This is a genomic window from Streptomyces sp. NPDC091279, assembly GCF_044757465.1.
Taxonomy (GTDB): Bacteria; Actinomycetota; Actinomycetes; order Streptomycetales; family Streptomycetaceae; genus Streptomyces.
Window position 1 is genome coordinate 357,863 of record NZ_JBIVVA010000003.1, and the last position, 20,276, is coordinate 378,138.

Here is a 20,276-nt window from a genome sequence, read left to right on the forward strand (position 1 = left end):
GCAGGAACGGCCCCGGAGGGGTAAGCCCTTCCGGGGCAGACCCTGCCGGGGCATCCCCTAGGGGCCGGCCCCGGAGGGCTTCGGGTGGGAACGGCCCCGGAGGGCTACGGGGTTCCGAACGTCCGCTCCCTGTGCACCCGCCACCGTTCCATCATCTCGGCGATCTCGCCCTCCACGAACTCGAAGAACGCCAGCGTCTCCGCCATCCTCCGGCCCGCCGGGGTCTCGGGGCCGAGGCTGGTGACGCCCTCGCGCAGGGCGCCCTCCCACCGCTTGATGAGGGCCTCGCGGCTGGTGAGGGCCTCGTACCACTGGTCGCCGCGCACCCGGTACCGCTCCCGGCGCGAACCGGGCTCCCGCTCCCGCGCCACCATGTGCGTCTGGGCCAGGTAGCGCACCGCGCCGGAGACGGCGGCGGGGCTGATCCGCAGCCGCTCCCCCAGTTCGGCCGAGGTCAGCGCGCCCTCGTCGGAGGAGAGCAGCGCGGCGAAGACCCGCGACGGCATCCGCTGCATCCCGGCCTCCACCAACTGCGCCGCGAACGACTCGACGAACTTCGAGACCGCCTCCGCGTCCCGCCCACCCCCGGCGGCACCCGTAGCCCCTGTGGCCCCCGTAGCCCCGGCGACTCCAGGTGGGGTCTCGGCTGATTCGCTCATGCCCTCATCCTATCCAGGCTTCATACGGTTCCTTAACTTCACAAATTTCTGAATCAAGCGTACGTTCTGAGCCATGACGAAGGCCATCACCGTCTCCGGACTGCACAAGTCCTTCGGCCCCACCCACGCCCTGGACGGCCTCGACCTGGACGTCCGCACCGGCGAGGTGCACGGCTTCCTCGGCCCCAACGGCGCCGGCAAGTCCACCACCCTCCGCGTCCTGCTCGGCCTGCTGCGCGCCGACTCCGGCGCCGCGCGGGTGCTGGGCGGCGACCCGTGGCACGACGCGGTCGCCCTGCACCGCCGGATCGCCTACGTCCCCGGCGACGTCACCCTCTGGCGCAACCTCTCCGGCGGCGAGGTCATCGACCTCTACGGCCGCCTGCGCGGTGGCCTCGACGCCCGTCGCCGCGCCGAACTCGTCGCCGCCTTCGAACTCGACCTCACCAAGAAGGGCCGCACCTACTCCAAGGGCAACCGGCAGAAGGTCGCCCTGGTCGCCGCCTTCGCCTCCGACGTCGACCTGCTCATCCTCGACGAGCCGACCTCGGGCCTCGACCCCCTGATGGAGGAGGTCTTCCGGCGCTGCGTGGAGGACGAACGCGCGCGCGGGCGAACGGTGTTGCTGTCGTCGCACATTCTCAGCGAGGTCGAGTCGCTGTGCGACCGGGTCAGCATCATCCGGGCCGGCCGTACCGTCGAGAGCGGCTCGCTCGCCGAACTGCGGCACCTCACCCGCACCAGCGTCACCGCCGAACTTGCCGGTCCACCCGGGGAGTTGGCCGCTCTTCCCGGCGTCCACGATCTCGACGTCCGGGGCGGCCGGGTGCGGTTCCAGGCGGACACGGGTGAACTCGACGCCGTTCTCAGGTCGTTGGCCACCATCGGCGTCCGCTCGCTGACGACGACACCGCCGACCCTGGAGGAACTCTTCCTGCGCCACTACCGGGAAGAGGGAGCCCACGGGAGTGGGGCGCCCGGCGCGGGCGAGTCCGGCACGGGCCCCGTCGGCACGGACCCCGTCGGCACGGGCCCCGTCGGCACCGGCGTCGCCAACTCGGCCGAGAGGGGCGCCCGGTGACCGCCCTCGCCGTTCCCGCACCCGCCCGCTCCGGCCAACTCACCGGCACCGCAACCCTGTTGCGTTTCGCCCTGCGGCGCGACCGGCTGCTGATCCCGGCCTGGGTCGCGGTGAACACGTTGATGATCCTCTCCATGCCGAGCACGCTGGACCAGCTCTACGGCACCGCCGCCGCCCGCACCGACCTCCGCCACCAGGTCGCCGTCAACGCCTCGTTCCGCTCCCTGATCGGCCCCCTCTTCGACACCTCGACCGGCGCGCTGACCGCCTGGCGGGTCGGCGTCTACGCGGGTGCCGTCGCCGCCGTGACCAGCCTTGTCGTCGTCGTGCGGCACACCAGGGACGAGGAGGAGAGCGGTCGGCAGGAGCTGATCGCGTCCGGCGCGGTGGGTCGCCGGGCGGCGCTGACGGCCGCGCTGCTGGCGGCCGTTGTCGCCGACGCGGCCCTCGCGCTCCTCGTCACGGCGGGCCTCGCCGCCCAGGGTGCGGTCGGCGCGCTCGCGTTCGGCGTCGGCCTCGGCGCCGTCGGCCTGGTCTTCGCGACGATGGCGGCGATCGTCGCCCAACTGACCGAGAGCGCACGGGTGGTGCGGGGGCTGACGGCGGCGGTGCTCGGTGCCGCGTTCGTGCTGCGGGCGGCGGGCGACTCGGCGCGGGCCGACGGTTCCTCGGTGCTGACCTGGCTCTCCCCGCTCGGCTGGCTGGAGAACCTGCGCCCCTTCGCCCACGAACGCTGGTGGATGCTCGGGGTGTTCGCCGCCGCCATCGCCCTCCAGGCCTTCCTGGCCTACGAGTTGGCCGGGCGGAGGGACGTCGGCATGAGCTTCCTGCCCACCCGGCCGGGGCCCGCCACCGGACGCCTCGGCACGGCGGGCGCGCTGGCCTGGCGCCTCCAACGCGGCGGTGTCCTCGGCTGGTCGCTCGGCTTCTTCGTGGCCGGCGTCGTCTACGGCGGACTCACGGGCGGCGTGGCCGGGCTCGTCGGTGACAACGCGGGCGCCCGCGCGATCTTCCGGCGCATGGGCGGCCGCAGCGGGCTGACCGACGCGTTCCTCGCCTCGATGACCGGCATGCTCGGCATGGTCGCCGCCCTCTACGTCGTCGCGTCGGTGCTGCGGCTGCACGGTGAGGAGACGTCCGGGCGGGCCGAACCGCTGCTCGCCGCCCCGGTCGGCCGTCTGCGCTGGGCCGCCGGTCATCTGACGATCGCGTGCGCCGGGTCGGCGCTGCTGATGCTCCTCGCCGGGCTGGGCATCGCCGTCGGCTACGGGCACCGGCCCCTGGCGGTCCTGGCCGCCTGTCTCGTCCAGCTCCCCGCGATCTGGGTCGTCGCCGGGCTGACGGTCCTGCTCCACGGGCTGCTGCCCCGCCTCGCCCCCGCGGCCTGGGCGGTGGCGGTCGCGGTGCTGCTCATCGGCTGGGTCGGCCCGGCCCTGAACGCGCCCCGCGCGGTCCTCGGCCTCTCCCCCTTCGCCCACCTCCCCAAGCTCCCCGGCGCCCCGATGGACTGGCCCCCGGTCCTCACCCTCCTCGCCCTCGCCACCCTCCTGACAGCGGCGGGACTGGCGGGGATGCGACGCCGGGATGTGGGGGTGTGAGCGAGACGACGGCGGGTGTCAGTCGACGTACTGCTTGAGCCTCTCGGTGTCGAGGAGGATGCCCACCGGGTCGGGGAGCAGCAGTTCGGCTCCGAAGGGCACCGTGCGGCTGTCGCGGTATCCGACCCCCTCGTCCGGGTCGCTGTACAGCTTCACCGTGCCCGCGTCACGGTCGATCAGCAGATAGAGCGGGATGCCCGCCGCCCCGTACGCGACCGGCTTCTCGTGCCGGTCACGCCGGTCGGTGTCGGAGTCGTGCGACGTGACCTCGACCGCGAGGAGCACACCGCTCGGCTCCGCCCATTCGCCGTGCCCGGCGAAGTGTTCCTCCGGTACGAGAACGGCGTCGGGGCGGGCCCTGCCGTCCCGGTACTTCTCGACGCGCAACCCTCGCCCCTGGTAGATGTCGAGGTCTGGCCGCACGCGCATACAGAGCCTCGTCAGCCACACGACAATCGTGTCGTGGTCCCCGTCCGGCACCTTCTTGACCCCGATCCGTCCGTCGATGAACTCGAACCTGACGGCGTCGTCGGTCTCCTGAGCCGCGAACTCGGCGATCCTCTCGAATTCCTCCACCGACATCTGGGACGTCTGCGGCATACGCTCTGTCATGACCGTCATGGTGCACCCCCTTTCAGGTCGGGGCCAGTGTGCCGAACCACCGGTGGCCATCGGACTGGAATCGTCGTACGACCATCCGAACGGGTGATCACCCCACTCGCACGTCGAGCCCCTGCAACCCCCTGATCACGAAGTTCTGCTTCTGCTTGGGCTCCGCCGCCAGGGTCAGGGCCGGGGCCCGCTCCAGGAGGGCCCGCATGGAGGCGGCCAGTTCGATGCGGGCCAGCGGGGCGCCGATGCAGTAGTGGATGCCGGCCGAGAAACTGATGTGCGGGTTCTCCTTCCTGGTCAGGTCCAGCCGGTCGGGGGCCGCGAAGACCGCCGGGTCGTGGTTGGCGGAGCCGAAGAGGAGGGCGACCTCCGCGCCCCGGGGGATCGTCGTGCCGTCGATCTCGATGTCCTCCAGGACCCAGCGCTCGAACATCTGCAACGGGGTGTCGTACCGCATCAGCTCCTCCACCGCCGCCGGCACCAGCGTGGGGTCCGCCCGCAGCGCCGCCAGCTGGCCGGGGTTGCGGAACAGCGCCCACCAGCCGTTGACCGTCGCGTTCACCGTGGCCTCGTGGCCGGCGTTCAGCAGCAGGACGCAGGTCGAGATCATCTCCTGCTCGGTCAGCCGGTCGCCCTCGTCGTACGCCGCGATCAGCCCGGAGATCAGGTCGTCGCCGGGTTTCTCGCGCCGTTCGGCGATCAGCCCCCGCAGATACTCCGAGAACTCCACCGACGCCCGCACCGCCCGCCGCGCCGTCTCCTGCGGCGGGTTCAGCTCGTACATCCCGCAGATCTCCGCCGACCAGGGCCGCAGGGGCGCCCGGTCCGCCTCCGGGACCCCCAGCATCTCGGCGATCACCGCGACCGGCAACGGCTCCGCCACGTCCGTCAGCAGATCCCCGCCGCCCGCCTCGACCAGGTCGCCCACCAGCTTCCCGGCCAGCTCCCGCACATACGGTCGCAGCCGCTCCACCGTGCGGGGCGTGAACGCCTTCGACACCAGCCGCCGTATCCGGGTGTGGTCCGGTGGCTCCAGGTCGAGCATCCCGTGGTCGTTGAGCACATGGAACGGCTCGTGCTCCGCCGGTGGCGCCGTCCGCCCGAACTCCTCGTACGTATAGCGGTGCTGGTACGTCCGCCCCAGCCGCCGGTCCCGCAGCAGCGCCGAGACGTCCGCGTGGTGCGGGACCAGCCACTGGTCACTCGGCTCGTAGTACTCCACCCGGCCTCGGGCGCGCAGCTCGGCATAGGCGGGGTACGGGTCGGCGACGAACGCCGGGTCCCACGGATCGAAGGCTCCCATGCCCGGACGCTAGCCCGGCACCCCCCGGTCTGACCAGGGGTGTCGTACCGCCGGGCGCCCCACACCCCGCTCACCCGGGGGTGACCAACCGTGCCTCGTAGGCGAACACCGCCGCCTGCGTCCGGTCCCTGAGCCCCAGCTTCACCAGCACCCTGCTCACATGGGTCTTGATCGTGGACTCGGCGACGACGAGGCGGGCGCCCCTCGGCCCTCCGGGAGCCCCAGCCACCCCCGCCCCGCCCCCTCACCAAGCCAGTTGGGCGATCTCCTCCGCGACCACCGCGCACGCGTCCGCCGCCGGGTCGATGAGCGGGAAGTGGCCGACGTCCTCCAGCAAGGTCAGTCCCACGACCTCGCCCGCCTTCGCCGCCGCGTCCGCGTAGGACTCGGCGACCTGCTGCGGGACCTCGATGTCCGACCGGCCCTGCACCAGGGTCGTCGCGATCCCGGTCGGGAGCAGCAACGCGGGGTCGGCGTACGGCCGTCGTTCCTCGAACTTCTCTTGCCCGCCCAGGAGTTGGCGCGCGGCGCCGCCGCAGACGTCGAGCTTCTCGGCGACCGTGAAGTCCGCGATCGGGGCCAGCGCGACCACGCCCCGCAGCGGTACCGGAGCGGGGGTGCGCCAGGCCGAGCCGGCGGGCAGCACATGGCGGGCCGCCGCCCACAGGGCGAGGTGGCCGCCGGCCGAGTGCCCGGTGATCACCATGCGCCGGGCGTCGGCCCCGGGCAGCGCCTCGCGCACCAGCTCCGGCAGCGCGTCGAGGGCGGCGGCGACGTCGTCGAAGGTGTCCGGCCAGCGTCCGGCGACCGGCCCGGCGTCGCCGTCGGCGTCGCCCGTCTGCCCGGGGAGCAGCGCCCCGCGCCGGTACTCGACGTTCGCCACCGCGAAGCCGCGGCGCGCCAAGTAGTCCGCGAACGGCGAGAGATGGCGGCGGTCGTAGGGGGCGCGCCAGGCTCCGCCGTGCAGGACGACGACCAGCGGCACGGGCATGCCGGGGACGTGCTCGCCGTGCGGGGCGTAGAGGTCGATCACCTGGTCCGGGTGGTCGCCGTAAGCGACGGTGACGTCGGCGTCGACCGCCGGATGCGAGAAGGCAGACTCTTCTTCGGCGGCGGCGCGGGATGCTGCGGCGTCGTCCGGCATGCTCCAACCTCTCAGCTATGAAACGGGTTTGACGGACCAGGTGAGAAATCGATCGTTGGCGGGGACCGTATCAGGCCCATGACGTGCGCCGACACGCGGATGTCACGCTCGGTGAGGGATAAACGGTTCTCTCCGGGCACCGATGCCGTCATCGCATCGCCGAGAAGGGGGGAAACGGCGCACCGCCGACGCCGCCGCCACCCGTACCGGACACCCCGCCGACCGGGCCGGGGCTCCGTCGCGCCCCGGCCTCTCAACTCCCTTGTCTACAAGGGCCGTTGCTCCGTCGACACCTCGTCGAGCACGTCGGCCAGGAGCCGTGCCGCCCGTTCCGTGTCCGCGAACCCGACGTACAACGGCGTGAAACCGAACCGGAGTATGTCGGGATGCCGGAAGTCCCCGACCACGCCTCGGCTGATCAGGTGTTTCATGACGTCCTCGGCGTCCGCGCAGCGCAGCGCGATCTGGCTGCCGCGCTCCTCGGGCCGCCGGGGCGTCACGCACGCGACCCGGCCTGGCTCGGTGTACGCCTCGACGCACGCCAGGAAAAAGTCGGTCAGGGCAAGGGACTTGGCGCGTACGGCGTCGATGCCGACGCCGTCCCAGACGTCGAGGGCCGCCTCCAGGGCGAGCATCGAGAGGATGTCCGGGGTGCCGACGCGACCGCGCACCGCACCGGCGGCCGGTTCGTACCCGGCGCGCATCCCGAACGGCTCGGCGTGCGAGTTCCAGCCGGGCAACGGCGAGTCGAAACGGCCCTGGAGGTCGGCGCGCACGTACAGGTAGGCGGGTGAACCGGGGCCGCCGTTCAGGTACTTGTAGGTGCAGCCGACGGCGAGGTCCACGCCGTGCGCGTCGAGGCCGACCGGCAGGGCGCCCCCGCTGTGGCACAGGTCCCAGACCACCACCGCGCCCACCGCGTGCACGGCGGCCGTCAGCGCGGGCAGGTCGTGCAGGCGTCCGCTGCGGTAGTCGACGTGGTTGAGGAGCACGGCCGCCGTGCGGGCGCCGAGCACCCCCGGCACCTCGGCCGGGGTGACCGGGCGCAGGCGGCACCCCGTCAACCGGGCCGCGGACTCGGCGATATAGCCGTCGGTGGGGAAGGTGGTGGCGTCGACGACGATCTCGTCCCGCGCCTGCCCGCCGCCGTCAGCGGCGCGCGCCATCCGCACGGCCGCGACAAGTGCCTTGAAAACGTTGACACTTGTCGAGTCGCCGACGACGATCTGGCCGGCCGCCGCGCCGAGCAGCGGTGCGATCCGGTCGCCGATCCGCTCGGGCGCGGTCCACCAGCCGCTCTCCTCCCAGGAACGGATGCGGAGTTGGCCCCACTGGCGGCGTACGACGTCGTCCAGTCGGCCGGGGACGGTGTCGGGCAGCGCGCCGAGGGAGTTGCCGTCGAGGTAGACGACGTCGTCGAGCACGAACCGGTCGCGCAGCGCGGCCAGTTCGTCGGCGGCGTCCAACTCCTGTGCGCGGAGGGCGAGTTCGCCGGTCGAGGTGGGTTCAGACATGGGACCGTGCCGTCCACAGCTCGGGGAAGACGTTCTTCTGCGCGCGTTTCTCCAGCCAGGCCACCCCGGCGGAGCCGCCGGTGCCCGTCTTGGCGCCCATCGCGCGGCGGGTGGCGACCAGGTGGTCGTTGCGCCAGCGCCAGACCAACTCGGCGACATCGGTCAACGCCTCGCCCAGCCGGGCGAGTTCGGCGTTCCCGGCGCCCGAGTAGATGGCCGTCCAGGCCTGCTCGACGGCGTCCGACGGTTCGTAGCGCCGGGTGACATCACGGCGCAGCACGGAGTCGGGGACCGGGTGGCCGCGCCGGGCGAGCACCCTCACCACCTCGTCGTACAGGCTGGGTTCGTGCAGTGCCTTCTCCAACTCGGCGTGCACACGCGGCGCTCCGCGGTGCGGCACGAGCATGGACGCGGACTTCTCGCCGAGCAGGAACTCCATCCGCCGGTACATCGCCGACTGGAACCCGGAGCCCTCACCGAGCGCGGAACGGTACGCGTTGAACTGCGCCGGGGTGAGCTGCGCGAGCGGCCTCCAGGACGCGTTCAACGCGTCCAGTTCGCGCACCGAGCGCTTCAACGCGTCGACCGCGACCGGCAGCCGGTCCTCGCGCAGGGCGCGTGCGGCGGTCTCCCACTCGTGCACGATCACCGTGAACCACAACTCCATGACCTGGGTCGTGACCAGGAAGACCATCTCTCCGGGGTCGTCGGAGAGGGTGTGCTGGAGGTGGGTGAGCACATCCGCACGGACGTAGTCCTCGTACGGGGTGGTGCCGGCGAAGTCGAGATGCGGAGTCGACGGCTCTTCGGCCTCCGGAAGGGGGCGAGCCTGCTGGGACATCGCTGTCTCCTGTGTAACTCAGGGTAGCGGTCCGCCCCTGCCGATCCCGGCACGGGGGCCCCGGTCCCCACCAGCATCCTTCAATACCGCTCAGATTCCGGCAAGGCCCGCCTGCTGCCAGACGGGCCACACGGAGGAACGCCGCCGACGGGCGGCCGGCGCGCGGAGGTACGGCACCCCGCGCCACCGCTCACCCTGGCCCGCGTCTCAGCGCCCCCGTCGCCCCCGTCGTTCGGTCAGCCCAGCGTCTGTGCCGCCACCGGCGACGAGTCCTTGAGGAACTGGGCGCAGCGCTGGTACTCCTCCTGCTCGCCGATCGACTGGGCGGCCCGCGCCAGCCCGTGCAGGGCGCGCAGGAAGCCGCGGTTCGGCTCGTGCTCCCACGGCACCGGGCCGTGGCCCTTCCAGCCGCTGCGGCGCAGCGCGTCGAGACCTCGGTGGTAGCCGGTGCGGGCATAGGCGTACGACTCCACGACGCTGCCCCGCTCGTACGCCTCGTCGGCCAGCCGGGCCCAGGCTAGCGAGGACTTCGGGTACTTCGCGGCGACATCGGCGGGGTCGGCGCCCCCGGCGAGCAGTTCGCGGGGTTCCGGGTCGTCGGGCAGGTGGGTCGGGGCAGGCCCCCCGAGGAGGTTCTCGTGAATCGTCATGCCCCAAGTCTGCGCCATCGCCGCCGCGCCCCGGACGGGGCCGACCGGCCCGACCCCGAAAGCCCCTCGGCCCCTCCCTCCCGAGCGCCCTCCCGAGTCCCTCCCGAGTCCCTCCCCAGGGCTACGGGTCCCCCTGCTCCAGCCGCCCCTCCAGCGGGGGCGTCGTGATCGAGCCGTGGGTGTGGCACTCGGGGCAGGCGCAGCCCGGCGCCGGGGAGCGGACCGTCGCGCAGGCGATCCCCGCGCCCACCACCAGCACCCCGGCACACATCAGCATCGCCCGGTGGAAGGCGCCGTCGAAGGCGTCCGGGGTGCGATAGGCGTCCGGGCCCATGCCGGCGAGCAGGGGCAGGGCGGCGACCGCGATGAGGCCGGCGGCGCGGGCGGCCGCGTTGTTGACGCCGCTGGCGAGGCCCGCCCGGGCGGTGTCGACGGCGGCCAGGACGGTCGCGGTGAGCGGCGCGACCAGGGTGACCATGCCGCAGCCCAGCACCAGCAGCGCGGGCAGCACATCGGCGGCGTAGGAGGCGCCGGGGCCGACCCGCAGCATCAGCAGCATGCCCGCCGCGCACAGCAGCGGGCCCACGGTGAGCGGGACGCGCGGCCCGATCCGGGCGGCGAGGGCACCCGAGCGGGCCGAGAACAGCAGCATCAGGACCGTCGTCGGCAGCAGTGCCGTTCCGGCGGCGAGCGGCGACCAGCCGACGGCGACCTGGAGTTGGAGCGCGGTGAGGAAGAAGAAACCGCCGAACGCCGCGTACACGCACAGCGTGACCAGGTTGACGGCCGTGAACTGGCGTGACCTGAAGATGTCCAGCGGCATCATCGGCTCGGCGCCGCGCCGCTCCACCGCCACGAACGCGACGCCCGCCGCCACCCCCGCGACCGCCGTCACCACCACGACCAGCGACCCCTGACGGGCCTCGATCAGCGCGTAGGTCACCAGGGCCAGCGCGAGGGCGCCGAGGGCGGCGCCGGTGACGTCGAACCGGCCGGACGTGCGGGCGCCCCCGGCCGACTCGGGGACATGGCGCACGGCGACCGGCACACAGAGCAGCGCGAGGGGGACGTTCAGCAGGAACACCCACCGCCAGCCGGGCCCGTCCACCAGCCAGCCGCCCAGGAACGGCCCGACCGCCGCGCCGATCCCGCCGAACCCCGACCACAGGCCGACCGCCCTGGCCCGGTCGTCGGGATGGAAGGACGCCTGGATGAGGGCGAGCGAGCCCGGGGTGAGCAGGGCGCCGCCGATGCCCTGGAGGGCGCGGGAGGCGACGAGGACACCGGCGTTCGGGGCGATCCCGCACAGCAGGGACGCGGACGCGAACCAGATCACGCCGACGACGAAGACCTTCCGGCGCCCGTAACGGTCACCGAGGGAGCCGCCGAGGAGGATCAGACCGGCCAGCGTCACCATGTACGCGTTGACGGTCCACTGGAGCGCGGCGAGGCCGGCGTCGAGGTCGCGGCCGATGCGGGGCAGGGCGACGTTGACGACCGTCGAGTCCAGCATCGCCATGCTGGAGCCGAGCACGGTCGTGAGCACGATCCATCTGCCCTGGGGCGAGGCCAACCGGACGTCGGGCATGCCCCACATATACAGCGAACCCGGCGCCGCAGACAGTGCTGACAGGCGCCGGGCGCACCGCGAACGGCGTTACTTGATCTTCGTGCCGGTGGAGCGCAGGTTGCCGCAGGCCTCGGTCACACGCTGGGCCATGCCGCCCTCGGCCAGCTTGCCCCAGGTGCGCGGGTCGTAGGTCTTCTTGGAGCCGACCTCGCCGTCGACCTTGAGGACACCGTCGTAGTTGCGGAACATGTGGTCCGCGACCGGGCGGGTGAACGCGTACTGGGTGTCGGTGTCGAGGTTCATCTTCACGACGCCGTTCTCCAGCGCGGTGGCGATCTCCTCGGCGGTGGAGCCGGAGCCGCCGTGGAAGACGAAGTCGAACGGCGACGCCTTGCCGTACTTCGCGGCCACGCCGTCGCTCAGCTCCTTGAGCAGCTCGGGGCGGAGGACGACGTTGCCCGGCTTGTACACGCCGTGGACGTTGCCGAAGGACGCGGCCAGCAGGTAGCGGCCCTTCTCGCCCAGGCCGAGCGCCTCGACGGTGCGGATCGCGTCGTCGACGGTGGTGTACAGCGAGTCGTTGATCTCGTGCGAGACGCCGTCCTCCTCGCCGCCGGTCGGGGTGATCTCGACCTCAAGGATGATCTTCGCGGCGCGGGCGCGCTCCAGCAGCTCCTGCGCGATGGAGAGGTTGTCGGCGAGGGTCTCCGCCGAACCGTCCCACATGTGCGACTGGAACAGCGGGTTGCCGCCGGCCTTGACGCGCTCCTCGGAGATCGCCAGCAGCGGGCGCACGTACCCGTCGAGCTTGTCCTTGGGGCAGTGGTCGGTGTGCAGCGCGACGGTGACCGGGTACTTCTCGGCGACGATGTGCGCGAACTCGGCCAGCGCGACCGCGCCCGTCACCATCTCCTTCTGGTACTGGCCGCCCAGGAACTCGGCGCCGCCCGTGGAGATCTGGATGATGCCGTCGCTCTCCGCCTCCGCGAAGCCGCGCAGCGCCGCGTGCAGGGTCTGCGTCGAGGTGACGTTGATGGCCGGGTAGGCGAACTTGCCTGCCTTCGCCCGGTCGAGCATCTCGTTGTAGACCTCGGGGGTTGCGATGGGCATCTGTCCGCTCCTTGGTATGCGGGTTGGGTTCTGCGTCCTACGGCCCTGACCTAGACCTGGGGGGCGACGACCTGGACCTCGGCGGCGACATCGTCGTCTTCCCCATCTTTCCAGACATGGTCCGCTCTGTGTCTCCCCCCGTCCAGCCTGTGGATAACTCGGCGGACGGCGCCTGGTGAACCGGCTGTGAGCTGGGCGGATGCCTCAGTCGAGGCCGAGTTCGTCCTTGGAGTAGGCGTACCGGTACGGCACCTGGGCGCTCGCCTCGATCTTCTCGGCGGCCCCGGTCGCCCGGTCCACGATCGTGACGACGGCGACCACCTCGGCGCCCGCCTCGCGCACCGCCGCGACGGCCTCCAGCGGGGAACCGCCGGTGGTGGAGGTGTCCTCGACGACCAGCACCCGGCGCCCGGCGATGTCCGGACCCTCGACCCGGCGCTGCATGCCGTGCGCCTTGGCCGTCTTGCGGACGACGAAGGCGTCGACGCGCTGCCCGCGCGCGTGGGCGGCGTGCAGGATCGCGCCCGCGACGGGGTCGGCGCCCATGGTCAGACCGCCCACCGCGTCGAACTCCAGGTCGGCCGCCAGGTCCAGCAGCACCTGTCCGACCAGCGGCGCCGCCTCGCCGTCGAGGGTGACGCGGCGCAGGTCGACGTAGTAGTCGGCCTCCAGGCCCGAGGAGAGGGTCACCTTGCCGTGGACCACGGCCTTGTCCTTGATCTGCTGAAGCAGCGCTGCGCGCACGTCACTCATGCGGCCAGCTTAGAGGCGGCGCCAACTCCAGGTGGTGGCGGCTTCCAGCGGCTCCAGCAGGGTCACCTGGCGAGGCAGGGTGTTCAGGCCATTGGGCGGCCCGGTCTGCGGTTCCACGCAGACGGCGGCCTCCTGTTCGTCGTAGACCACCACCCACTCCTCCCGGCTGGCCACGTTCAGTTCCAGCTGCCCGGGCCAGGTGAGGGTGACGTCGACGCCGCCCGGCATCCCGAAGCAGTCGTCCCAGGGGCCGGGGAGCGGGTCGATGCGCTCGCCGGTCGGCAGATGGTCGGCGCCGCGCTCCTCCTGCCAGGCCGGCGTGAAGTCCACGCGCACGTCCTCGCCGCCGAGGTTGCGGTGGAACCACGGGTGCCACCCGATCTGCGCCGGGAACGACGACTCCCACGTCTCCACGGACATCGTCAGCGTCAACGCGTCCGGGGTCAGCGCGATCTGCTGGGTGACGCGGCCGCTGTAGGGCCACGGGTCGACGAGGTCGTAGGTGAGGACCGCCTCGTCGGCACTCACGCGCGCGGTGGTCCACTTCCCGTCCCTGGCGGTGCCGTGGATGGCGTGCGGCGGGGCGTTGAGCGGCAGTTGGTGGACGGTCGCGCCGTCCAGGAAACGGCCGTCCCTGACCCGTCCGCACCACGGCACCATCGGGAAGCAGCCGAACCGCTCCCCCTGCCGCAGCAACTCCGTTCCCGCGACCCGCAGTCCACCGATCCGTCCTCCGTTGCCCGGCTGGACGGTCACCTCCGCGTCACCCGCGGTCAGCGTGATCTCTTCGTCACTCACGCCCCGACCCTACTGGTGCGCCCGCCTCCACCACGCGCGCGTGCGGACGGGAATCGTCAACGGCGTTTGCGCAGCGCCCGGGTGACGACGATGGCCGACGCCAGCGCGAACGCGGCAGCGGGCGCCGCCCACCTCAACGACGAGCCCGGCGCGATGGTCTGCGGCGCGGGCACCGGCGCGTAACGCCCGCGCGGCGGCGCGTGATCGACCTCCTCGGCACTCCGCCCGATCATGGTCCGCCGAGCATGCGCGGCCTCAGCGGGCGGCCCGGCCGGAGAGGCCCCGGGGAGCACGGGCGGCACGGGGGGTACGGGGGGTACGGGGGGCACGGGTTCGTCTGGGGCTACGGGTACTACGGGTTCAACGTCTCCTTCAGGCGCGCCGGGTTCAACGTCCGGCCCGACGTCCCCTTCAGGCGCCCCCACTTCACCGTCCCCCTCGGACACCACGGGGCCTACGGGGTCTACGGGGTCTACGGGGCTCTCCGGTTCCGCAGGTTCCGCCAGCCCCTCCGCGAAGCGGGTCAGCAGGCGGGTGGCCGCTGATCGCACCGCATCCGCCGGGAGTTCCGTGACGCGGCCGTCCGCCGTCGCCGTTCCTTCGAAGGTGACCGTCGCCCCGCCCTCGGCGTCCCGGAGGTGGACCGTGAGGGCGATCCGCACGGCGCCGGTGCCCCGGGCCTCCACGGCGTCGCCCTCCAGGAGGTACGCCCCGTCCAGGCGGGCGCCGACGCGCACCGTCCCGCGATAGGTGACGGAGTGGCCGCCGACGCGGATCTTCAGTCGGCCGGTGACGGGTTCGGCGCCCACGTCCTGCTGGAGTCCGGGAATCGCCCGGGCCACCCGCGCGGGGTCGGCGAGCGCGTCCCGCAGTCGCGCGGCCACCACCGGGACGAACACCTCATGCTCCATGTCGGGCGAGCCTACCCAGGTCACCGGGGACTGCACCCCCGTTGGCCGAAAGTGGGTCAGTCGGTGTAGCGCGGGTGGACCAGGGTCGAAGGGGGCAGGCGGGGCACGCGCGCGTGGGCCGCCGCGCGGGCGTCCGCCGTCAGGGCGCCCGGGGTCAGGGTGCGCGGGCGCGGGGCGTGCGGGTCGAGACCCAGCGTCGGGGGCGTCGTCGCGGCGAGCACGAACCCCCAGTCCCGAGGGGCGCGGGTCGCTTCCGTGCTGCGGTCGGGGCCGCCCGCGAACCCGGAGGCGTGACCGGCGACCCGGTAGGCAACGGTGTGCAGCCCCGCGGCCTTCAGGGTCGCGTCGACCGTCCAGAAGACGCGCGGCCGGCTGGCGAGCGGGCCCGCGTGCACCACCAGTCGGCCGCCGGGGGCGAGGGCGCGGCGGGCGAGGCCGTAGAACTCCTGGGAGTACAGCTTCGTGCTGGCCGTGATCCCCGGGTCGGGCAGGTCGCAGACCAGCACGTCGAACGAGGCCGGCGGCGCCTGGCGCAGCCAGCTGAACGCGTCCTCGGCGCTGACCTCGACGCGCGGGTCGGCGTACGCGTGGCCGTTCAGCCGGGCCAGGGCCGGGTCCTCGCGGGCCAGCCGGACCAGGCCCGCGTCCACGTCGACGACGTCGATCCGCCGCACGCCCGGGTGGCGCAGCACCTCGCGGACGGCGAGCCCGTCGCCGCCGCCGAGGACGAGCACGCGCGCGTGGGGGCCGTTCATCGCGGGGTGGACGAGGGCCTCGTGGTAGCGCAGTTCGTCCCGGCCGCCGACCCGGAGGCGGCCGTCGAGGAAGAGGTCGAGGGGGCGGCCGTGGGTGCCGCCGGTGAGGACGACCTCCTGGACGCCGGTCTGGAGGGCGACCCGGACGTCGTTGCCGTACACGGCGTGGCGGGCGGCGCGCTCGAAGTCGTCGACGAGGACGGCGGCGGAGGCGAGGAGGCCGAGGACGGTGACGTTGGTGAGCAGCAGCAGCCAGCGGGAACGGCGGCTGAGGTCGCGGTGGAAGAGGCCGAGGACGAGGGCGCCGCCGGCCACCGCGTTGACGGTGCCGGTGATGAGGGCGCCGGTGAGCTGGCCGAGCAACGGCAGCAGCAGGAAGGGGAAGGCGAGGCCGCCGACCAGGGCGCCGACGTAGTCCGCGGCGAACAGGTCGGCGACCGCGCCGCCCGCGTCCTGGCGCCGGATGCGCTGGATCAGCTCCATCAGCAACGGCACCTCGGCGCCGATCAGCAACCCGATGGCCAGCGAGAACGCCACCAGCAGCCAGCGCGGGCCGCTCGCCCACAGGCCGCCCCAGCCGCCGGTCCACGCGAAGACGGCGTACAGGGCCATCGCGCTGCACCCGCCGACCAGGGCGAGGGCCGCCTCCAGGGCGCCGAACGCGACGGCGGCCCGCCAGCGCAGCCGTTTCGCGGCGAGGGAGCCGATGCCCATGGCGAAGACCATGACGGACAGGACGACCGAGGCCTGGGTGACGGAGTCGCCGATCAGATAGGAGGCGAGGGCGACCAGCTCCAGTTCGTACACGAGTCCGCAGGCAGCGCAGACGAAGACGCACGCGAGGACCAGGAACCGGCCCGTGCCCGGCCGCACCGGCAGCCGCGCCGGTGCGGGCCAGAAGGGTGAGGGGCCGGGCGGGGCCGGCGCGTGCGGTTCGATCACGACTGCGACGTTACGTCACGACGTTGTCACGCTTCGTCACCCACACGTGTGGAAATATCGGCCAGGCGGCCGTAGAACGTTTGACGAGGCGTCCGGTACTTATCTCGCACCTACGCCCGACGGGCTGAGGGCGCTCGCCGGGCCGAGGATGGTTGCCGGGACGCGGACGCCGACCCGGGTGCGGGTGGCGACGAGTTGGCCGTCCTGCGGGTAGGCGTGCCAGGTCCGCCAGTGCACCTGACCCTCACGACGCTGGGCCAGCAGGGCGGTGAAGGCGTGCGGGCTGCCGGGGAAGACGCCCGCAAGTCCGTTCGGATGGTCGGCGACCAGCGCGAGCAGCTCCTGCGCGCGCCCCGCGAACGCGCCCGGCGTGAGCACCTCGACGCGCGCCGCGAACTCGTATTCCCAGTCGCCGACGCGCTTGGCGACGCCCAGCGGCAGCGGGGTGCTGCTGCCCGGGATGCACGCCACCGTCTCCGAACAGCTGCCCCGGTCCTCCTCCAGGAGCACCTGGTGGGACGCGCCGAGAAGTCTCAACTGAAGCTTGGCACCGGACAGTTCGAGGTCGAGCGTGGCCAGCGCGGGGAGCGGCTCGCCCCCCAGGGCCCAGGCGAGGTCGGCCGCGCGCGTGTCGGTGTAGGCGGTGTTCAGGGTCGTGAGCATGGATCGGCTCCGCTAGCACGCAAAGAAGGGGGAGGTGGGGTCCGGCGGCACCCGGATCGGCGCCGGGAGATCGGCCCGGTCGCCCTCGGTCGGTACGTGGGAGTACGCCGGAGTACGTCGGAGAGGGAGTCCGCAAGACGTCCGATCCGGCCGCTTTGGTGATTTAGAGGGAATCATGAACTGTGGCGCCGCCACAGCGTTTTTACCCAACTTCGTGGGGTTTCCATCCCCCAGAGGGCTGCACAGCTCAACTGTTCAACCAGGCGTGCGCCTTGACGGTAGCGGCGTACGCCGGGGCGCGCGTGCGAAATCCCGCCGGTAAGCGCAACTTCCTTGCGCCCCAACGGGATTCACACGAGCCTCCGGCATATGCGCCCCGGACTGCCGAGCGGGCTGCCGAGCGGGCGCCAAGTCGACTGCGCGTGGCGTCAGTTGCCCCCGCCGCCGCACCCGCCGCCACCGCCGCAGGACGAGCCGCCGCCGCACGACGAGTGACCGCCGCCCCCGCAGGAGTGCCCGCCCGAGTGGTGGCCGCCGCCCGAGGACGAGCCGCCGTCCAGGGACGAGCCGCCCGAGTCCCCGGCCCACCAGCTGGCCCCGCTGCCCCCGCCCACGGCACCGGCGCCCCCGTACCCGTGACGGTGACGGCTCCTGCGGGCCGCGCCGGTGACCGCCCTGACGATCGCCAGCACGAACACGATGCAGATGGCCCCGATCAACAGAAAAGGTCCCATGGCGTCCACGTCCTTCCGAGCCCCCGAAGCGCCCCCCGTGGGTGCCTCGTTCCTTGCGTGCCCAGCAGATGCCCGGTCCTTCGGCGGCCAAAAGCAGAGTTGAGGAACTCCAGAGCTTCGGCACAGGATGACCGGCATGACCTCCAGCACCCGCCCCCTGCTCAACCGCCGCCTCGCCGAGTTCGGGACCACGATCTTCGCGGAGATGTCCGCGCTGGCCGTCCGCACCGGCGCGATCAACCTGGGCCAGGGCTTCCCCGACACCGACGGCCCCGAGGAGATCCGGGAGGCGGCCGTACGGGCGCTGCGCGAGGGCCGGGGCAACCAGTACCCCCCAGGTCCCGGTGTCCCCGAGCTGCGCACCGCGATCGCCGCGCACCAGCAGCGCCGTTACGGCCTCCCCTACGACCCCGACACCGAGGTCCTGGTGACGGCGGGGGCCACCGAGGCGATCGCGGCGGCGCTGCTCGCGCTGGTGGAACCGGGCGACGAGGTGATCGCGTTCGAGCCGTACTACGACTCCTACGCGGCGTGCGTGGCGATGGCGGGCGGCACGCGCGTGCCGGTCACGCTGCGCCCGCACGAGGGGGCGTTCCGGCTGGATCTGGACGAGCTGCGGGCCGCCGTCACCGACCGGACGCGGCTGCTGCTGATCAACACCCCGCACAACCCGACCGGCACCGTCCTCACCCGCGCGGAACTGACCGCCATCGCCGAACTCGCCGTCGAACGCGACCTGTTGGTGGTCACGGACGAGGTGTACGAGCACCTGGTGTTCGACGGCGCCGAACATCTGCCGCTGGCGGGGTTCCCGGGGATGCGGGAGCGGACGGTGACGATCGGGTCGAGCGGGAAGACATTTTCATTCACCGGCTGGAAGGTGGGCTGGGTGACGGCTCCGCCCGCGCTGGTGACGGCGGTGCGGTCGGCCAAGCAGTTCCTGACGTACGTGGCGTCGGGGCCGTTCCAGTACGCGGTGGCCGAGGCGCTCGCGCTGCCCGACGCGTACTTCGACACCTTCCGTGCCGAGATGCGGGCCAAGCGTGATCTGCTCGCGGCCGGTCTCGCGGACGCGGGGTTCGAGGTCTTCGTGCCGGCCGGCACCTACTTCGTCACCACCGACATCCGCCCCCTCGGCGAGAGCGACGGCTTCGCCTTCTGCCGCGCCCTGCCGGAGCGCGCGGGCGTGGTCGCCATCCCGAACGCCGTCTTCTACGACCACCGCGAACAGGGCGCGCCGTTCGTCCGCTTCGCCTTCTGCAAGAAGGTCTCCGTTCTGGAGGAGGCGGTGGCACGGCTCAAGGCGGCGGCGCGCTGAACCGGCCCGCGCGGGGCCGTCGGGAACAGCGTTGCGGCGCGCGGTCGCACCGGGCGGGGTGAATCCGCCCCCGCCGGGCCGGTCAATACCCGTTCCGATCATGTTCGACCGGCAATGTGCCGGTGTGACCCATGCCAGCACCCTCGTTCCCCCGTCCCGCGCGGAGCAGCCGGGCGCCGCCGGACGGGCGCGGCTGCCCCTGGCGGCGGACGCGGTCCGGGCCCTCGGACTGTTCGCCGCCGCCCGGCTGCTCGGCGTCCTCGCGCTGGCCGCCGCGGCCCGGGCGACCGGTCAGCGCCCGCTCGCGCTGCTCGGCCGTTCCTGGGACTCCCAGTGGTACCTGGGCATCGCCGCGCACGGCTACGTCCGCACCCTGGAGTACCCCTCCGGCGCCGTCCACAGCGACCTCGCGTTCTTCCCGCTCTATCCGGCCCTGGTGCGCACGGTGACGGAGGCGGGCCTGGTGGGGGAGGGACCGGCGGGGCTGCTGGTGTCCTGGCTGGCCGCCGCCGTCGCCGCCTGCGGGCTGTTCGCGCTGGGCGACCGGCTGTACGGGCGGGCGGTGGCGACGGCGCTGGTGCTGGTGTGGGGGCTGCTGCCGCACTCGATCGTGCTGTCGATGGCGTACACGGAGCCGGTGCTGACGGCGTTCGCCGCCTGGTCGCTGTACGCCGTGCTCACCGGGCGGTGGGTGTGGGCGGGGTCGCTGGCCGCGCTCGCGGGGCTGTCCCGGCCCAACGGGTTCGCCGTCGCGGCGGCGGTGCTCGCGGCGGCGGCGTGGGAGGCGTGGCGGGCGCGCGGAAAAGTTACCCACAGGCTGTGGACGGGTGCGGCGCTCGCACCGACCGGCTGGGCCGCGTACGTGCTCTGGGTGGGCCGACGCGAGGGCGATCTGCTGGGCGGCTACTTCGCGGTGCAGCGCCTGTGGGGCTCCCGCTTCGACTTCGGCCGCGGCTCCCTGCACGTCGTGCGCCATCTGCTGCTGCGCGGCGACCGTTTCGTGTTCGCGATGACGATGGTGATCGTGGCGGCGGCGGTGCTGCTGTTCGCGCTGCTGATCGCCGACCGCGCGCCGCTCCCGCTGGTCGTCTACAGCGCCGTTCTGCTGCTCATCGCGCTGGGCGGCTCGGGGTTCTTCCAGTGCAAGCCGCGGTTTCTGCTGCCGGCGTTCCCGCTGCTGCTGCCGCTGGCGCGGGCCCTGGTGCGAACGGCCAGAGCCCGGCCCTGGCACGCGACCGTGGTGGTCGGCGCCCTGGCCGGGCTCTCGTTCTGCTACGGGGCGTACCTCGTGGTGCTGGCCCACAAGCCCGTGTAGCGGCG

At 72.9% G+C, this 20,276-nt stretch carries 19 protein-coding genes and 1 pseudogene; 4 read left to right on the forward strand and 16 right to left on the reverse strand.

Annotation, left to right across the window (positions count from 1 at the left end):
• Nucleotides 1–104: 104 nt before the first annotated feature.
• Nucleotides 105–659: a GbsR/MarR family transcriptional regulator gene (locus tag ACIQOU_RS08540; protein WP_401535176.1), complete on the reverse strand. Its 555-nt coding sequence runs from the start codon at nucleotides 657–659 to the stop codon at nucleotides 105–107.
• Nucleotides 660–732: 73 nt separating this feature from the next.
• Between ACIQOU_RS08540 and ACIQOU_RS08545 the strand changes: the two genes are divergently transcribed.
• Both ACIQOU_RS08545 and ACIQOU_RS08550 read left to right on the forward strand, forming a co-directional pair.
• A complete protein-coding gene (locus ACIQOU_RS08545) occupies nucleotides 733–1,740 on the forward strand; it encodes an ATP-binding cassette domain-containing protein (RefSeq protein WP_401535178.1) in 1,008 nt (335 codons plus the stop codon).
• Nucleotides 1,737–3,338 carry an ABC transporter permease gene (locus ACIQOU_RS08550; protein ID WP_401535180.1) on the forward strand — a complete coding sequence of 534 codons (1,602 nt, stop codon included), beginning with the start codon at nucleotides 1,737–1,739 and terminating at the stop codon, nucleotides 3,336–3,338. Before ACIQOU_RS08545 ends, ACIQOU_RS08550 begins: the two co-directional genes overlap by 4 nt.
• A gap of 18 nt (nucleotides 3,339–3,356) precedes the next feature.
• Here the strand turns inward: ACIQOU_RS08550 and ACIQOU_RS08555 are convergent, their stop codons facing one another.
• The 15 genes and pseudogenes from ACIQOU_RS08555 to ACIQOU_RS08625 form a co-directional block, all read right to left on the reverse strand.
• The gene (locus ACIQOU_RS08555; protein WP_401535182.1) at nucleotides 3,357–3,959 is read right to left on the reverse strand and encodes a Uma2 family endonuclease; all 603 of its coding nucleotides are present in this window, start codon (nucleotides 3,957–3,959) and stop codon (nucleotides 3,357–3,359) included.
• 88 nt (nucleotides 3,960–4,047) lie between these two features.
• Nucleotides 4,048–5,253 (reverse strand): cytochrome P450, encoded by a 1,206-nt coding sequence (locus tag ACIQOU_RS08560; RefSeq protein ID WP_401535184.1) that lies wholly within the window; start codon nucleotides 5,251–5,253, stop codon nucleotides 4,048–4,050.
• A gap of 70 nt (nucleotides 5,254–5,323) precedes the next feature.
• A pseudogene (locus tag ACIQOU_RS08565) lies at nucleotides 5,324–5,449 on the reverse strand (LuxR C-terminal-related transcriptional regulator); the annotation flags it as partial.
• Between the two features lie 48 nt (nucleotides 5,450–5,497).
• Nucleotides 5,498–6,397, reverse strand: coding sequence for an alpha/beta hydrolase (locus ACIQOU_RS08570; RefSeq protein WP_401535187.1), 900 nt, complete (start codon nucleotides 6,395–6,397; stop codon nucleotides 5,498–5,500).
• A 266-nt stretch (nucleotides 6,398–6,663) separates the two neighbouring features.
• On the reverse strand, nucleotides 6,664–7,911 hold the full coding sequence (gene kynU / locus ACIQOU_RS08575) for a kynureninase (RefSeq protein WP_401535189.1): 1,248 nt from the start codon (nucleotides 7,909–7,911) through the stop codon (nucleotides 6,664–6,666).
• Entirely contained in the window at nucleotides 7,904–8,752 is an 849-nt protein-coding gene (locus tag ACIQOU_RS08580) for a tryptophan 2,3-dioxygenase family protein (protein ID WP_401535191.1), read from the reverse strand. The genes kynU and ACIQOU_RS08580 overlap by 8 nt, the downstream gene beginning before the upstream one ends.
• Nucleotides 8,753–8,988: 236 nt before the next feature.
• Nucleotides 8,989–9,402: a DUF3151 domain-containing protein gene (locus tag ACIQOU_RS08585; RefSeq protein ID WP_401535193.1), complete on the reverse strand. Its 414-nt coding sequence runs from the start codon at nucleotides 9,400–9,402 to the stop codon at nucleotides 8,989–8,991.
• A 121-nt stretch (nucleotides 9,403–9,523) separates the two neighbouring features.
• Nucleotides 9,524–10,990, reverse strand: a complete 1,467-nt coding sequence (locus ACIQOU_RS08590) for an MFS transporter (RefSeq protein ID WP_401535196.1) — start codon at nucleotides 10,988–10,990, stop codon at nucleotides 9,524–9,526.
• Between the two features lie 69 nt (nucleotides 10,991–11,059).
• Entirely contained in the window at nucleotides 11,060–12,082 is a 1,023-nt protein-coding gene (gene fbaA / locus ACIQOU_RS08595) for a class II fructose-bisphosphate aldolase (protein ID WP_401535198.1), read from the reverse strand.
• A gap of 204 nt (nucleotides 12,083–12,286) precedes the next feature.
• The gene (pyrE, locus tag ACIQOU_RS08600; protein ID WP_401535200.1) at nucleotides 12,287–12,835 is read right to left on the reverse strand and encodes an orotate phosphoribosyltransferase; all 549 of its coding nucleotides are present in this window, start codon (nucleotides 12,833–12,835) and stop codon (nucleotides 12,287–12,289) included.
• A gap of 9 nt (nucleotides 12,836–12,844) precedes the next feature.
• Nucleotides 12,845–13,633 (reverse strand): aldose 1-epimerase, encoded by a 789-nt coding sequence (locus ACIQOU_RS08605; protein ID WP_401535203.1) that lies wholly within the window; start codon nucleotides 13,631–13,633, stop codon nucleotides 12,845–12,847.
• A gap of 56 nt (nucleotides 13,634–13,689) precedes the next feature.
• Nucleotides 13,690–14,544: an SRPBCC domain-containing protein gene (locus tag ACIQOU_RS08610; protein ID WP_401535205.1), complete on the reverse strand. Its 855-nt coding sequence runs from the start codon at nucleotides 14,542–14,544 to the stop codon at nucleotides 13,690–13,692.
• A gap of 56 nt (nucleotides 14,545–14,600) precedes the next feature.
• A complete protein-coding gene (locus ACIQOU_RS08615) occupies nucleotides 14,601–16,241 on the reverse strand; it encodes a polyamine aminopropyltransferase (protein WP_401535208.1) in 1,641 nt (546 codons plus the stop codon).
• A gap of 99 nt (nucleotides 16,242–16,340) precedes the next feature.
• Complete coding sequence (locus tag ACIQOU_RS08620) at nucleotides 16,341–16,904, reverse strand: DUF2617 family protein (RefSeq protein WP_401535211.1); 564 nt, start codon at nucleotides 16,902–16,904, stop codon at nucleotides 16,341–16,343.
• Nucleotides 16,905–17,332: 428 nt separating this feature from the next.
• The gene (locus ACIQOU_RS08625) at nucleotides 17,333–17,638 is read right to left on the reverse strand and encodes a hypothetical protein (protein WP_401535214.1); all 306 of its coding nucleotides are present in this window, start codon (nucleotides 17,636–17,638) and stop codon (nucleotides 17,333–17,335) included.
• A 127-nt stretch (nucleotides 17,639–17,765) separates the two neighbouring features.
• Here ACIQOU_RS08625 and ACIQOU_RS08630 point away from each other — a divergent pair, with 127 nt between their 5' ends.
• Both ACIQOU_RS08630 and ACIQOU_RS08635 read left to right on the forward strand, forming a co-directional pair.
• Nucleotides 17,766–18,956, forward strand: a complete 1,191-nt coding sequence (locus ACIQOU_RS08630; RefSeq protein WP_401535216.1) for a pyridoxal phosphate-dependent aminotransferase — start codon at nucleotides 17,766–17,768, stop codon at nucleotides 18,954–18,956.
• A gap of 124 nt (nucleotides 18,957–19,080) precedes the next feature.
• On the forward strand, nucleotides 19,081–20,271 hold the full coding sequence (locus tag ACIQOU_RS08635) for a hypothetical protein (protein WP_401535219.1): 1,191 nt from the start codon (nucleotides 19,081–19,083) through the stop codon (nucleotides 20,269–20,271).
• The last annotated feature ends 5 nt before the right edge of the window (nucleotides 20,272–20,276 follow it).

Coding starts and splice junctions, on each gene's coding strand:
- ACIQOU_RS08540 (WP_401535176.1), bottom strand. CDS start 659: ATGAGCGAATCAGCCGAGACCCCACCTGGAGTCGCCGGGGCTACGGGG.
- ACIQOU_RS08545 (WP_401535178.1), top strand. CDS start 733: ATGACGAAGGCCATCACCGTCTCCGGACTGCACAAGTCCTTCGGCCCC.
- ACIQOU_RS08555 (WP_401535182.1), bottom strand. CDS start 3,959: ATGACGGTCATGACAGAGCGTATGCCGCAGACGTCCCAGATGTCGGTG.
- ACIQOU_RS08560 (WP_401535184.1), bottom strand. CDS start 5,253: ATGGGAGCCTTCGATCCGTGGGACCCGGCGTTCGTCGCCGACCCGTAC.
- ACIQOU_RS08570 (WP_401535187.1), bottom strand. CDS start 6,397: ATGCCGGACGACGCCGCAGCATCCCGCGCCGCCGCCGAAGAAGAGTCT.
- kynU (WP_401535189.1), bottom strand. CDS start 7,911: ATGTCTGAACCCACCTCGACCGGCGAACTCGCCCTCCGCGCACAGGAG.
- ACIQOU_RS08580 (WP_401535191.1), bottom strand. CDS start 8,752: ATGTCCCAGCAGGCTCGCCCCCTTCCGGAGGCCGAAGAGCCGTCGACT.
- ACIQOU_RS08585 (WP_401535193.1), bottom strand. CDS start 9,402: ATGACGATTCACGAGAACCTCCTCGGGGGGCCTGCCCCGACCCACCTG.
- ACIQOU_RS08590 (WP_401535196.1), bottom strand. CDS start 10,990: ATGCCCGACGTCCGGTTGGCCTCGCCCCAGGGCAGATGGATCGTGCTC.
- fbaA (WP_401535198.1), bottom strand. CDS start 12,082: ATGCCCATCGCAACCCCCGAGGTCTACAACGAGATGCTCGACCGGGCG.
- pyrE (WP_401535200.1), bottom strand. CDS start 12,835: ATGAGTGACGTGCGCGCAGCGCTGCTTCAGCAGATCAAGGACAAGGCC.
- ACIQOU_RS08610 (WP_401535205.1), bottom strand. CDS start 14,544: ATGGAGCATGAGGTGTTCGTCCCGGTGGTGGCCGCGCGACTGCGGGAC.
- ACIQOU_RS08620 (WP_401535211.1), bottom strand. CDS start 16,904: ATGCTCACGACCCTGAACACCGCCTACACCGACACGCGCGCGGCCGAC.
- ACIQOU_RS08625 (WP_401535214.1), bottom strand. CDS start 17,638: ATGGGACCTTTTCTGTTGATCGGGGCCATCTGCATCGTGTTCGTGCTG.
- ACIQOU_RS08630 (WP_401535216.1), top strand. CDS start 17,766: ATGACCGGCATGACCTCCAGCACCCGCCCCCTGCTCAACCGCCGCCTC.